Origin of the sequence: Sulfitobacter dubius (genome assembly GCF_900113435.1) — a bacterium.
Classification (GTDB): domain Bacteria; phylum Pseudomonadota; class Alphaproteobacteria; order Rhodobacterales; family Rhodobacteraceae; genus Sulfitobacter; species Sulfitobacter dubius.
Window position 1 is genome coordinate 681,075 of record NZ_FOPG01000002.1, and the last position, 13,512, is coordinate 694,586.

Annotated in this window: 12 protein-coding genes; 9 read left to right on the top strand and 3 right to left on the bottom strand. The window is 61.3% G+C overall.

Annotated elements, in window-relative coordinates; translation table 11 throughout:
- Positions 1–13 precede the first annotated feature (13 nt).
- Together BM229_RS12055 and BM229_RS12060 are read left to right on the top strand one after the other, a co-directional pair.
- Positions 14–658 carry an LON peptidase substrate-binding domain-containing protein gene (locus BM229_RS12055; protein WP_093927866.1) on the top strand — a complete coding sequence of 215 codons (645 nt, stop codon included), beginning with the start codon at positions 14–16 and terminating at the stop codon, positions 656–658.
- The gene (locus tag BM229_RS12060; RefSeq protein WP_067942458.1) at positions 655–837 is read left to right on the top strand and encodes a Trm112 family protein; all 183 of its coding nucleotides are present in this window, start codon (positions 655–657) and stop codon (positions 835–837) included. Before BM229_RS12055 ends, BM229_RS12060 begins: the two co-directional genes overlap by 4 nt.
- A 15-nt stretch (positions 838–852) precedes the next feature.
- Here BM229_RS12060 and BM229_RS12065 read toward each other — a convergent pair whose 3' ends face one another.
- Positions 853–2,079: an FAD-dependent monooxygenase gene (locus BM229_RS12065; protein ID WP_093927867.1), complete on the bottom strand. Its 1,227-nt coding sequence runs from the start codon at positions 2,077–2,079 to the stop codon at positions 853–855.
- 85 nt (positions 2,080–2,164) lie between these two features.
- Between BM229_RS12065 and BM229_RS12070 the strand changes: the two genes are divergently transcribed.
- The 4 genes from BM229_RS12070 (at position 2,165) to BM229_RS12085 (ending at position 8,515) form a co-directional block, all read left to right on the top strand.
- Positions 2,165–3,499, top strand: coding sequence for an amidase (locus tag BM229_RS12070; protein ID WP_093927868.1), 1,335 nt, complete (start codon positions 2,165–2,167; stop codon positions 3,497–3,499).
- Between the two features lie 123 nt (positions 3,500–3,622).
- Positions 3,623–4,804, top strand: coding sequence for an aminotransferase class I/II-fold pyridoxal phosphate-dependent enzyme (locus tag BM229_RS12075; RefSeq protein ID WP_093927869.1), 1,182 nt, complete (start codon positions 3,623–3,625; stop codon positions 4,802–4,804).
- A 12-nt stretch (positions 4,805–4,816) separates the two neighbouring features.
- Positions 4,817–7,732, top strand: a complete 2,916-nt coding sequence (locus tag BM229_RS12080; RefSeq protein ID WP_093927870.1) for a DNA translocase FtsK — start codon at positions 4,817–4,819, stop codon at positions 7,730–7,732.
- Between the two features lie 177 nt (positions 7,733–7,909).
- Positions 7,910–8,515, top strand: a complete 606-nt coding sequence (locus BM229_RS12085) for a LolA family protein (RefSeq protein ID WP_093927871.1) — start codon at positions 7,910–7,912, stop codon at positions 8,513–8,515.
- A gap of 74 nt (positions 8,516–8,589) precedes the next feature.
- On the opposite strand, the gene BM229_RS12090 is transcribed toward BM229_RS12085, so the two are convergent.
- The gene (locus tag BM229_RS12090; RefSeq protein ID WP_093927872.1) at positions 8,590–9,180 is read right to left on the bottom strand and encodes a transglycosylase SLT domain-containing protein; all 591 of its coding nucleotides are present in this window, start codon (positions 9,178–9,180) and stop codon (positions 8,590–8,592) included.
- Between the two features lie 258 nt (positions 9,181–9,438).
- Here BM229_RS12090 and hspQ point away from each other — a divergent pair, with 258 nt between their 5' ends.
- Positions 9,439–9,765, top strand: a complete 327-nt coding sequence (gene hspQ / locus BM229_RS12095) for a heat shock protein HspQ (protein WP_093927873.1) — start codon at positions 9,439–9,441, stop codon at positions 9,763–9,765.
- Positions 9,766–9,800: 35 nt separating this feature from the next.
- Here hspQ and BM229_RS12100 read toward each other — a convergent pair whose 3' ends face one another.
- A complete protein-coding gene (locus tag BM229_RS12100) occupies positions 9,801–11,378 on the bottom strand; it encodes a gamma-glutamyltransferase family protein (protein WP_093927874.1) in 1,578 nt (525 codons plus the stop codon).
- A 431-nt stretch (positions 11,379–11,809) separates the two neighbouring features.
- On the opposite strand from BM229_RS12100, the gene BM229_RS12105 reads away from it, so the two are divergent.
- A complete protein-coding gene (locus tag BM229_RS12105; protein WP_093927875.1) occupies positions 11,810–12,982 on the top strand; it encodes a thiolase family protein in 1,173 nt (390 codons plus the stop codon).
- A gap of 71 nt (positions 12,983–13,053) precedes the next feature.
- Positions 13,054–13,512 (top strand): GAF domain-containing protein, encoded by a 459-nt coding sequence (locus tag BM229_RS12110; protein WP_093927876.1) that lies wholly within the window; start codon positions 13,054–13,056, stop codon positions 13,510–13,512.

Below are 13,512 nucleotides of genomic sequence, written 5' to 3' on the forward strand. Positions count from 1 at the left end.
TAAGTCCCTTGTCATGATCAAGCCAGCAGAATTGCCCAAAACAATTGCGATCTTTCCGTTGGCAGGGGCGCTGTTGCTGCCCCGGTCGCGGTTGCCGTTGCATATATTCGAACCGCGCTATCTTCAGATGATCGAAGATGCGCTTAAAACGGATACTCGGCTGATCGGCATGGTCCAGCCCAACGAAGTGCCGGGCCGCGATGGCAATGGCCTGCACCAGATTGGCTGTGCCGGGCGCATCACGCAATTTTCCGAGACCGAAGATGGGCGCTATATGGTGACCTTGGGTGGTGTGTCACGGTTTCGCGTTGTGGAAGAGATCGAAGGTTTTAGCCCCTATCGCCGCTGCGATGTGAACTGGTCGGGCTTCGACCGGGATCTTGGCGAGGATGAGTTTGACGACACCTTTGACCGGACGCGTTTCCTTGATCTGTTAGGCCGCTATTTCGATGCCCGCGGCCTTTCGGCGGATTGGGATACCTTGAAAGACGCCGAAGATGAATTGCTCATTAACTCTCTGTCGATGATGCTGGAGTTTGAGGACGAAGACAAACAGGCGTTGCTAGAGGCGCCGTCGCTGGAGACCCGGCGCGAGACATTGGTGACATTGATCGAATTCGCGATGCGTGGCGGTCAGGAAGAGGGCTTGATGCAATGACGGATGCGACCGTTCAATTCGACCGCCGGATGCTGGAGGCACTGATCTGTCCGCGTACTCAGACAACGCTGGTCTATGACGCGGAAAAGCAGGAATTGGTGTCGAAGGCCGCCGGGCTTGCCTATCCAATCCGCAATGGCATTCCGGTGATGTTGCCGGATGAAGCGCGTACGCTGTAACGCTGCGCGGCCCTGTTAAAGGGGCTTTCCACGCATCAGCCGGGGCAATTCTCCCGTCAGGCCTGCTGCCTCGCGGATGAAGTTGCGACGCAGACCGGGCAGGGCGTTGATCGCGGCCATGCCCATGTCGCGGGCCAGTCGCAAAAGCGCATTATCATTCGAAAACAATCGGTTGAAGCTGTCGGTCGCCAGCGCAAGGCTGGCGTTGTCGAACCGCCGCCATTCCTGATAGCGCGCCAATACCGCATCATTGCCGGGGTCTTCGCCCCGGCGCACCGCATCAGCGATTACCTCGGCCAAGGCCGCCACATCGCGTAGACCCGCGTTCAGCCCTTGCCCCGCGATAGGGTGCACCCCATGGGCCGCGTCGCCCAAAAGCGCCACGCGCGGGGCGGTCATGGAATGCGCCAGCGACAGGCCCAACGGATAGCTGTAGCGCGGGCCGGTCAAGGAAAGCTCCCCCAGAAAACTGCCAAAGCGCGGGCGCAGCACGTCGAGGTATTGCGCATTCGGCAGGGCGTTGATCGCGGCGGCATTGGCGCTGGCTTCGCTCCAGACGATGAGGGAGCGGTTACCCGTCAGCGGTAGGATTGCCAGCGGGCCGGGAGGCATGAAAAATTGATGTGCGATGCCGTGGTGCGGTTTTTCGTGATCGACCACACAGACCAGCGCCGTCTGCGCGTAGGACCATGCGATGCGCTTGATGCCCGCGCGTTCAGCCGTGCCGCTGCCGCGTCCATCGGCCCCCACGGCCAGCCGCGCGCGCAGGGTCTTGCCACCCCCCAGCGTCAGGGTGATGCCGGTCGGCTTGACCGTTTGATCGGTGACGCGGGTGTCGTTCAACATGGTGATCGCCGGATCAGCCGCGACGGCCTTTAGCAAGGCGCGCCGCAGGTGGCGGTCTTCGACCATATGACCCATCGGGCCTTCTTCGATCTCGGCATGGTCGAAATGCATGAACATCGGCGAGGGGCCGGTTCCGGCACGCCCATCTGTAACTTTGATCTCAAGCATCGGCTGTGCGTCACCGGCGATTTCGGGCCAGACGCCGATGCCTTCCATTAGCCGCACCGAGGTCAGCGCCAGCGCATAGGCTCGGCCATCGAATTCGGCGTCGTCAAAGGTCTGCGCGGGCAGGGCGTCACTCACCGTCACGCGCAATCCTGCGCGGCTGAGGGCCAAGGCAAGGGCGGGGCCGTTCAATCCGCCGCCGATGATCGCGATATCGTGGTCAAAATCCATGGCCCTAGATATGACCTGCGCGCGGGGATTGTCCATGCGCCGAACGGTCGCTAGGTTCGCCAAGAACAGCGGCGAGGGGAATGACATGCAAGAATGGTTGGAAATGACGGCGGCGGATCTGGGGCGCGGGATCGCGGCGGGCGATATCGACCCGGTGGCGCTCTGCGATACCTATCTTGATGCCATCGACGCACATCCGATGCGCGACCGTATCTATGCCCGCGTCACCCCCGACCGCGCCCGCGCCGAAGCCGCCGCCGCGGCTGAGCGTGCCCGCGACGGCCAGCGCCTGTCGCCGCTTGATGGTGTCCCGATCTCTTGGAAAGACCTATTCGATACCGCTGCCACAGCGACGGAGGCGGGAACCAAGCTGCTAGAGGGCCGCGTGCCGGAGCGTGATGCGGAAGTTCTGGCCAATGCGACCGCGATGGGTTTGGTCTGTCTGGGCAAAACCCACATGAGCGAATTGGCCTTCTCGGGCCTCGGTCATAACCCCAGCACCGCGACGCCGCCCTGTGTGAACGAGCCGGACAGTGTCTCGGGCGGCTCATCTTCCGGGGCTGCGGCCTCGGTCGCCTTTGGCTTGGCGGCGGCGGCGATTGGGTCGGATACGGGCGGCTCGGTGCGTATCCCGGCGGCGTGGAACGATTTGGTGGGGCTTAAAACCACGGCTGGGCGGGTCTCCCTTTCCGGGACGGTGCCGCTGGCGGCAAAGTTCGACACGGTTGGCCCGCTTTGCCGTTCGGTTGAGGACGCGGCGCTGCTGCTGGGTATTTTGGAAGGGGCGAAGCCTGCTGATTTGCAAGAGAGTGAGTTGGAAGGCTGCCGCTTTGCGGTGCTGACCAATGTCGTGATGGAGGAGCTTTCCGAAGAACCGAAAGCGGCTTTCGAAGCGGCAGTGGAACGGCTGAGAGAGGCCGGTGCCACAGTTGATGAAATCGCCGTGCCCGAGGTCGAAGACGCGATGCCGCTGAGTTCTTGTCTCTACACCACCGAAGCCTACGGTCTTTGGCGAGATGTCATTGAGGCCAATCCAGAGGCGATGTTCACCGAAATTCTTGAGCGTTTTCGGTTAGGTAAGGGGTTCTCCGGCCCCGATTACGTTGCCGCTTGGGCCAAACTTGATCTGGCGCGGGCGGGCTATGACCGGGCCGTGGCGGGCTATGACGCCGTACTGGTGCCGACCGCGCCGATGCTGCCACCGAACATTGAGCGGCTGAACAGCGACCATGACTACTACCTCGCGCAGAATCTCCTGTCTCTACGCAACACGCGAGTCGCGAATCTCATGGGGCTCTGCGCGCTTACGTTGCCGACCGGCGCGCCGTCATGCGGCATCTCTTTTATGGCTGCGCCCAATGCCGAGGAACAGCTTTTGCGCCTTGGTGCAGCGGCTGAAACGGCCCTACGCAAGGCATAACAGCGCACGACCGAAAAGCCACAAGGGCCGCAAATCTCCCGGTTTTTCTGGACGGGAGAGGCGGCCTTGGGTACCTTGGGGCAAACGGGGCATGAATGATCCCGATCCGAGGCAGTTTTGATGATGTATTCCGAGCGGTTTTCGAACCTTCCGGCCCACGTGTGGCCGCGCCTGCGCGCCTTGCTTGATGGGCATGAGGGCGGTGGCACGCCTATCCATATGACCATTGGCGAGCCGAAACATGCGTTTCCGGCTTGGGTCACGGATGAGATCACGAAACACGCCGAAGGCTTTAACAAGTACCCGCCAAACGACGGCTCGCCCGAATTGCGCGGCGCCATCGCCGCATGGATTGCCCGCCGCTACGGGGTCGAGATGGACCCCGACAGCGAGGTTATGGCCCTGAACGGCACCCGCGAGGGGCTGTACAACGCCGTCATCGCGCTCTGCCCAACGACCAAGAATGGGGAGAAATCGGCGATTCTGATGCCGAACCCCTTTTACCAAGTCTATATGATCGGCGCGATTTCGGGCGCGGCGGAGCCGATCATGGTCCCCGCCACCGCCGAGACCGGGCATTTGCCCGATTTCGCCAGCTTGCCCGAAGAGGTGCTCCGCCGCACCACGGCGGCTTACCTTTGTTCGCCCGCCAACCCGCAGGGTGTCGTCGCCAGCCGCGATTACTGGGCCGATTTGATCGCGCTGGCCGAGAAATATGATTTCCTGATTTTCGCCGATGAATGCTATTCCGAGATCTACCGCGACACGCCGCCCACCGGCGCGCTGGAGGTGGTTAAGGAACTCGGCACCGACCGCAACCGCGTGGTGATCTTTCACTCGCTGTCGAAACGCTCCAACCTGCCAGGGCTGCGGGCGGGTTTTGCCGCCAGCGGGCCAGAGACGATGCGCGAGATCAAACAGTTGCGCAATTACGCGGGCGCGCCATTGCCGCTGCCTTTGCAGCAGGCCGCTGCCGCCGTTTGGGCGGATGAAGCGCATGTGGAGGAGAACCGTGCGCTCTACCAAGAGAAATACGCCATCGCCGACCGTATCTTTGGCAATGTGCCGGGCTATGCGAGCCCCGAGGCGGGGTTCTTCTTGTGGCTCCCGGTCGAGGATGATGAGGCCGCGGCGCTGAGACTGTGGCGCGAGACAGGCGTGCGGGTGCTGCCCGGCAGCTATCTGGCGCAGAACGTTGCCGGGGGGAACCCCGGGCAGAATTACATTCGGGTCGCCTTGGTGGCCCCAAAAGACGAGACGACGCGCGGGTTGGAAGCGATCCGCGACTGTTTGTATTCGACATAAGCGAGGGACGACATGGCATATCAGACACGGGGACGCGATCCATTGCTAGACAGCAACATGGCCCAGGCAATCGAAAAGCGCGGTCGTGAACTGCTGGGGCTGGCGCTGATCATGCTGGGCATTATGGCCGCCATGATGATCGGCAGCTACACGCCCGACGATCCCAACTGGATGGTCTCGACCGATGCGCCGGTGCAGAACTGGATGGGCCGGATCGGTGCCTCCATCGCGGCACCACTGTTCATGATCGTGGGCTGGGGCGCTTGGGGCATCGCCATCGTCCTGCTGTTCTGGGGTGGGCGTTTCGCGCTGCATCAAGGCGACGACCGCGCTCTTGGGCGTCTGATCTTTGCCCCCATCGCCGTCGCTCTTGGGGCGATCTATGCCGCGACGCTGGCCCCCGGTCAGGAATGGCTGCTGACCCATAGCTTTGGTCTGGGCGGGCTTTTTGGCGATACCGTCATGGGCGCGCTGCTGACGATCCTGCCCATCGGCTCGACCCTGACGGTCAAGCTGATGTCGCTTTTGATGGGCGTGGCGATTCTGGCTCTGGGCGCGTTTGTGCTGGGCTTTACCAAGGCCGAGCTGATGCGCATCACGCGGTTCCTGCTGGTCGGTCTGATCATGGCCTATGCCGGGTTGATGACCTTGTTGGGCCGAGGGGCCAGCGGTGCCGTCGTTGCCGCGCAGAACCTGTCGGCCCGTCAGGCCGAGCGTCGTGAGCGCCGCCGGCAAGAGGCTGAGGAAGCCGAGACTTGGGCCGCACAGGATGCTGGTCAGGATTATTACGCACAGCAAGCCCCTATGCCTGAGCCGGAAGCAGAGCCGCGCAGCCTGTTTGGCCGGATGCCCGGTCTTATCAAACGCCCCGAGGCAGACGATATGCCCGAGCCGGAACTGATCGAGACCTACAGCGATGCCATCGTGGATGAAACTCCGGGCGAGGAGCGGATCAAAAGCAAGATCGCAGATGTCATCAAGAACCGTGTCCGCAATGCCAATGCGATCCACACGCCTACAACCGCGCCGCTGACCAGGGGCCGGGGCCGTGGGCCGGACCCGCTGTTGCTGAACACCAGCCAGTCCGCCACCCTACGCGCCGAGCCGCCACTGACCGCAGGCGCGGCCACCCTGCGCCCCGAGCCGCTGCTGCGCAAACCGCAGGTACAGCCTGAGCCGGCACCGGAGCCGATGGTCGAAGAGCCGATGATGTACGAGCCGACGGTTCAGGGCTACGAGGATACAGTAGCCTCTGAAACCCTGCCGTTGCAGCAAGCGCCCGCGCCAGAGGCGATGAAAATCCCCGTGGCCGAGCCGCGCAAGGTGGTGCAGCAGCCCACCCGCAAACCCGTCCAGCCCTCGAAACAGGCGCAGGTCGAAGCGCAGCCCACCTTGACCTTCGACGACACGCACCCCGGTTTCGAATTGCCGCCGCTGAGCCTTTTGGAAAGCCCCGAGAGCGTGCAGCGCCTGCACCTGAGCGACGAGGCGCTGGAAGAAAACGCGCGGATGCTGGAAACAGTGCTCGATGATTACGGCGTGAAGGGCGAGATCGTCGCCGTGCGCCCCGGTCCGGTTGTCACGATGTATGAGCTTGAGCCTGCGCCGGGCCTCAAAGCCAGCCGTGTGATCGGTCTTGCAGACGATATCGCGCGCTCCATGGCTGCCCTTTCCGCCCGTGTGTCTACCGTGCCCGGCCGCAGCGTGATCGGGATCGAACTGCCCAACGAGCACCGCGAGAAGGTGATTCTGCGCGAGATCCTGTCGAGCCGTGATTTCGGCGACGGCAACCAGCGCCTGCCGCTGGCGCTTGGTAAGGACATCGGCGGTGATCCGGTTGTCGCCAACCTCGCGAAAATGCCACACCTGCTGATCGCGGGGACCACAGGGTCGGGTAAATCCGTGGCGATCAACACGATGATCCTGTCGCTGCTGTACAAGCTGACACCGCAGGAATGCCGGATGATCATGATCGACCCCAAGATGCTGGAACTGTCGGTCTATGACGGCATTCCGCATCTACTGTCCCCGGTTGTGACCGATCCGAAAAAGGCCGTGGTCGCGCTGAAATGGACCGTGGGCGAGATGGAAGAGCGCTATCGCAAGATGTCCAAGATGGGCGTGCGGAACATAGAAGGCTACAACGGCCGCGTCCGCGAAGCGCTGGCCAAGGGCGAGATGTTCTCCCGCACCGTGCAGACCGGTTTTGACGAGGACACCGGCGAGCCGATTTTTGAGACCGAAGAAAATACCCCCGAGGCGCTGCCCTATATCGTCGTTATCGTCGACGAGATGGCCGACCTGATGATGGTCGCGGGCAAGGAAATCGAAGCCTGCATTCAGCGTCTGGCGCAGATGGCGCGGGCATCGGGTATCCACTTGATCATGGCGACGCAGCGTCCGTCCGTGGACGTTATCACCGGCACGATCAAAGCGAACTTCCCCACGCGGATTTCCTTCCAAGTCACTTCGAAAATCGACAGCCGCACGATCTTGGGTGAGATGGGTGCCGAGCAGCTGCTAGGCATGGGCGACATGCTCTATATGGCGGGCGGGGCCAAGATTACCCGCTGCCATGGCCCCTTCGTCAGCGATGAAGAGGTCGAAGAGATCGTCAACCACCTCAAGCAGTTCGGTGAGCCCGACTATGTCGGCGGCGTGGTCGAAGGGCCGTCCGAGGACAAGGAAAGCAACATCGACGCGGTGCTGGGCCTTGGCGGCAATACCGATGGCGAAGACGCGCTTTATGACACCGCCGTTCAGGTGGTCATCAAAGACCGCAAATGCTCGACCTCCTACATCCAGCGGAAACTGGCGATCGGCTATAACAAGGCCGCGCGACTGGTGGAGCAGATGGAAGACGAAGGGCTTGTCTCTCCGGCCAACCACGTCGGCAAGCGCGAAATTCTGGTGCCGGAACAGGCATAGGGGGCGATCTCCCCCTCCCCTCTTGGGGGATAGACATAAAAACACCGCCCGGATCACTGTCCTGGCGATGTTTTTTATGGGCCGGGTGAGGGGTGATAGCGAAAAACCGCCCCCTGATATCGAATATCACGGCAACCCGCCCTATGTCAGAGCGTGAGGCAACACAGGACGAACAACATGCGTAAACTTACTTCTGCGATTCTGGCGATTGGTTTGGCCGTATCCGCCCCCCTCGCGGCGGCTGCGCAGCAACTGTCGCTGGGCGAGATTTCGGGCTATCTGAACCAGCTTCGGACCGCCAAGGGCGATTTCACCCAGATCAACGATGATGGCTCCATCAGTTCGGGCACGATCTATATCAAACGCCCCGGTAAGGTACGTTTTGAATATAACGCCCCCGATTCTGGGCTGGTCATTGCGGGCGCGAACACGGTTGTGATCTACGACAAAAAATCCAACCAACCGGCAGAGACCTATCCGCTGGCGCGTACCCCTCTGTCGATCATCTTGGCGGAAAATGTCGATCTGGGCCGTGCCAAGATGGTGACCGGTCACAGCTATGACGGCACCGCCACCACGGTCACGGCCCAAGACCCCGCGAACCCGCAGTATGGTAACATCCAGATGAAGTTCACCGGCAACCCGGTGCAACTGCGCCAGTGGATCATCAATGACGGCAATGGCAGTGCCACAACCGTCGTGCTGGGTGACATGCAGGTCGGCGGCAATATCGCCAATAGCTTGTTTGACACCGCAGGCGCACGGGCTGGCAGCAAGCGCTAAGCGGCCCTGCAGAAACAAAAACGCCCCGGTTCGATGAGCCGGGGCGTTTTGCGTTTAGAACTGGCTGCGGGCATTTACCAACCGCGCAGGCGGCATCCGGCGATTTGACGTTCATACAGCTTTGAGCGCGAATCGACCTTGCCGGCGACGCCAACCAGCCACGCCTTGCTGTTGTAGCTCTGCCGGGAAAAACCGGTGTGGCCTTCGTGATAGGCAAGGTATTGGTTCCGGGCGTCATGCAGGGAAACGCCGTTCCGATCGCGCGTCAGGTTCATATACCATCCCATGAAATCGCTCGCGTCGCGGATTTCATCGCGTTTCGCACGGCGGCGGCCTTCGGAGTTCAGATACTCATCCCATGTCGCGTCAAGCGCTTGCGAATAGCCAAAGGCACTGGATTGACGGCCCATGGGGATCACGCCCAGCACGTATTTGAACGGCGTCCGCGCGTCGGCCACGAATTTGCTTTCTTGGTGGATGGTGGCCATTTGCACGTGAATGGGCACCCCCCATTTCCGTTCGGTCGCGCGGAATGCACGTAAATAATCGGGGCGCTCTTTCAGAATCGTGCAGGCGTTATCCAAATCGCGCGGGGCCGTTTGGGGGCCACCGCCGCAGGATGCAACCAGCAGCACGATAATCATTGCGCGAAGATGCTTGCTCATTTGCCTCTCGCCTCTCGTTTTTTATAGGTGCGTTTTTTTCAAGGACTTTACCCGATTCCCGTGTCTCATCACATCACTAAATTAGCGTGATGGCCGCGCGGCTTGGCGGTATTGCGCTGATCGCACACCGCCTTGGGGGTGCCAACGCCCGAAGGCCGCTGTCGGTACGCCGATCACAGTCTGTTTCTCTATGAACTATCGCCATGATTGGACAAACCCCTTGAAAGGGCTACCGTCGAGGGGTAGGGGCAGCATGTTATGATACGTACGCGCGCAAAATATCACCTCGGGCAGGTCGTCCGTCACAAGAAGCATCCCTTCCGTGGCGTGATTTTTGATGTCGATCCGGAATTCGCCAATACCGAAGAATGGTACGAGTCGATCCCTGAAGAGAACCGCCCGGTGAAAGATCAGCCGTTCTATCATCTCTTGGCCGAGAATGATCAGAGCTATTATGTGGCTTATGTGTCCGAGCAAAACCTCGTCGCGGATTATTCGGGCGAGCCGGTGGATCACCCCGATATCCCCGATCTGTTTGGCCCTTTCACCGATGGCGCCTATCCGCTGCATTTTCAGATGAACTGAGCCCGGCGGGCTGATGCCCGCCAGACTTTCGCCAATCAATACCCTAAAGCACAGCCATCCTTGCGCGGGTCACTGGCCCCTTCAAGCACGCCGTCCTCGCGAATGCGGATGGCCTGCGCGCCGCCGATCGCGGTGGCGGGTATCTCAACCTTATGCCCCAAGTCGCTCAGCTTTTGGCGAACGTCATCGCCAAAGCCGCGCTCGACCTTCATAACATGCCCATCGGCAAAGGCGCGGGGCGCGTCGATGGCGCTTTGCACATCCATGCCGAAATCGGAGAGGTTGGACGCAAAGCGCGCATGGCCGCAGGGTTGATATGCACCGCCCATCACGCCGAAGGGCATCGTCACGCGACCATTCTCGCGGATCATGCCGGGGATGATGGTATGCATCGGGCGCTTGCCGCCCTTCAGTTCATTGGGGTGACCCTCTTCCAGCGTGAAGCCTGCGCCGCGGTTCTGCAGCAGGATGCCGAACTTGTCCGAGGCTAGCCCCGAGCCGAAGCCGTGGAAGATCGAATAAATCAACGACACCGACATGCCGTCGCCATCTACCACTGTGATATAGATCGTATCTTTATGCACCGCCTCGCTGATCGGCGCGGCGGCGGCCATCGCGCGTTTGGGATCAATTAGCGCTGCGAGTGCGCGGGCTGTTTCAGGCGCGAGCATGTGGTCCAACCGCGTCGTATGATCCGGGTCAGCCAGAAAGCGATTGCGCGCGTCATAGGCAAGCTTGGTGGCCTCAGCCTCAATATGCAGCCGTTCGGCGCCTTGCGGGTCCATTCCGGCGATGTCGAAATGGTTGAGGATGTTCATCAGCAAAAGGGCGGTGGCGCCTTGGCCGTTGGGCGGATGCTCGACCACTTCGAGGTCTTTGTAATGGCCCGACACAGGCGTCGTGACCTCGGCGCGGGCCGCCGCAAAATCTTCGGCGCTGTGGCTGCCGCCTGCGGCTTGCAGCGTGGTAATCATGTCTTCAGCGATCTCTCCGCTATAGAACGCATCGCGCCCCTGAGCGGCAACGCGGCGCAGCACTTCGGCCTGTCCCGGCGCGCGGAAAATGTCACCGACGCGGGGCGTTTTGCCATTAATCAAGAAGTGGTCGCGTGCCCGGCCCTGCAAGGTGCCGCCATCTGTGGCCCAGTCAAAGGCCACGCGCGGGGCGACGGGCACACCGGCCTCGGCATAGTGGATCGCAGGGGCCAGTAGGGCGTCCAACCCCAGCTTGCCCACGCTCTCAGACAGGTGGCAGAAGGCGTCAATGGCGGTGGGAATGGTCACCGCATCGGCAGAGCGGAGTGGCACCGTTGTCTCGCCCTTGTCCCGCAATTTGGCGGCATCCAGCCCAGCAGGCGCACGACCAGAGCCGTTGAGCGCATGGACCTCTTTACTGCCCGGAGGGGAGTAAAGCACAAAACAATCACCACCGATCCCGGTCATCTGTGGTTCGCAAATGCCCAGCAGCACCGCGCCAGCAATTGCCGCGTCCATCGCATTGCCGCCACGCCCAAGGATATCGACCGCCGCCCGCGCGGCTAGCGGGTGTGAGGTTGCGCACATGCCATTGGTTGCCAAAACAGCCGACCGGCCGGGAAGATGGAAATCGCGCATGGGGTGCCTCTCGCTGATATACGTCAACGCGACCCTAGACCGTGATGTTGGTTCTGCCAATGCGAGGTGAAATTTGGGAGAAGTTCCTCGGCACCGCGTACTGGGTGGGGGCTATTAAACGCGGCACCGAGGGAAGCTATATGCAGCTACAACTAGGTTCATGCCGCTCAACCAAGGCGCAATTGTGATCCCAGCGAGGCCGTTTTGGGGAATATGCGTACCGCCCTGCCTCAAAGGAGGGGGGTAATCACGGGGCAATCAGGCCAGCTAAAAGCCGCGTTGATCTGCTTGTGGAGCACGCTGACCGTGCAAAAGCGGTCTTCTTTTCTTGCGGAAACTTCCATAGACATGGCTCAAGATTGTAAACTTCCAGACGTGATTAACCGCAAAACCTCACCTCATGTTATGCGGCCCAACTTAAGGAGAACGTGATGCGCAATGTCGTGATAACCGGTGCAGCCAGAACCCCAATGGGCGGCTTTCAGGGCGCTTTCGAAGGGCTTACGGCCGCGGAGTTAGGCGGCAGCGCGATCAAAGCGGCCTTGGGGGCGATGGACCCAAGTGCTGTGCAGGAAGTGCTGATGGGCTGCGTATTGCCTGCAGGTCAGGGCCAAGCGCCCGCGCGTCAGGCGGGCTTCAAGGCAGGTCTGGGCGAAGAAGTGCCCGCCACCACGCTCAACAAGATGTGCGGCTCGGGCATGAAAGCGGCGATGATGGCCTTTGACCAAATCGCGCTTGGCCATACCGATGTGATGGTCGCGGGCGGCATGGAAAGCATGACCAACGCGCCCTATGTGCTGCCGAAAATGCGTGGCGGCGCGCGGCTGGGCCATGGGCAGGTGATCGACCATATGTTCCTTGATGGCTTGGAAGACGCCTATGACAAGGGCCGCCTGATGGGCACCTTTGCCGAGGATTGCGCCGAACGGTTCCAGTTCACCCGTGAGACCCAAGACGACTATGCACTCGCGTCGCTGTCGCGTGCGATTGAGGCGCAGGAAGGCGGTGCTTTCGCCGATGAAATAAGCTCGGTTGAGGTGACATCGCGCAAGGGCAGCACCACGGTTAGCGCGGACGAACAGCCCGCCAGCGCCCGGCCCGAGAAGATCCCGCAGCTAAAGCCCGCGTTCCGCGAGGGCGGCACGGTGACGGCGGCAAACTCATCTTCGATCTCAGACGGGGCGGCGGCTTTGGTTCTGGCGGATGAGGACAGCGCCAAAGCCAAGGGTCTGAATATCCGTGCACGGATCGTCGGCCACGCCAGCCATGCCCAAGCGCCGGGGCTTTTTACCACCGCCCCCGTGCCCGCAGCGCAGAAACTGCTGGAGCGGATCGGCTGGAAGAAAGAAGACGTGGACCTGTGGGAGGTCAATGAAGCCTTCGCCGTGGTGCCGCTGGCCTTCATGCATGAGATGGACCTGTCGCATGATATCGTGAACGTCAACGGCGGCGCCTGTGCGCTTGGCCACCCCATCGGTGCATCGGGGGCGCGGATCATGGTGACCCTCTTGAACGCACTGGAAAAGCGCGGGTTGAAGCGCGGTATCGCAGCGATCTGCATTGGTGGCGGCGAAGGTACCGCCATCGCGATTGAGCGTCCCTGATCCACGTTTCTTTAACTATTCGAAGGGAGGCGGCCCGCCTCCCTTTTCCCGTCTGCAATAAGAGTTTCACCATGACAGTCGACTACCAAACCCTTGCCAAAACCATCGCCGCCCTGACCGACGGCGAAGATGACGCCGTGGCCTTGATGGCCACGATTGCCTGCGAGGTGCATCAATCCGATGACCGCTTTAATTGGACGGGCTTCTACCGCGTGACCGCGCCTGAATTGCTGAAAATCGGGCCCTATCAAGGCGGGCACGGCTGTCTGGTGATTCCGTTCTCGCGTGGGGTCTGCGGGGCTGCGGCCCGCACGGGCGAGGTGCAGTTGGTGGCGGATGTCGATGCGTTCCCCGGGCATATCGCCTGCGCATCCTCGACTCGGTCGGAACTGGTGCTGCCGGTTTGGAACGGGGCAGGTGAATTGCTTGGGGTCTTTGACATCGACAGCGATCAGCCAAATGCGTTCACCCAAGCGGATGCCGATGCGCTGTCGGCGATCCTCAAAGACAGTTTCGCCGCTGTCGCCTAA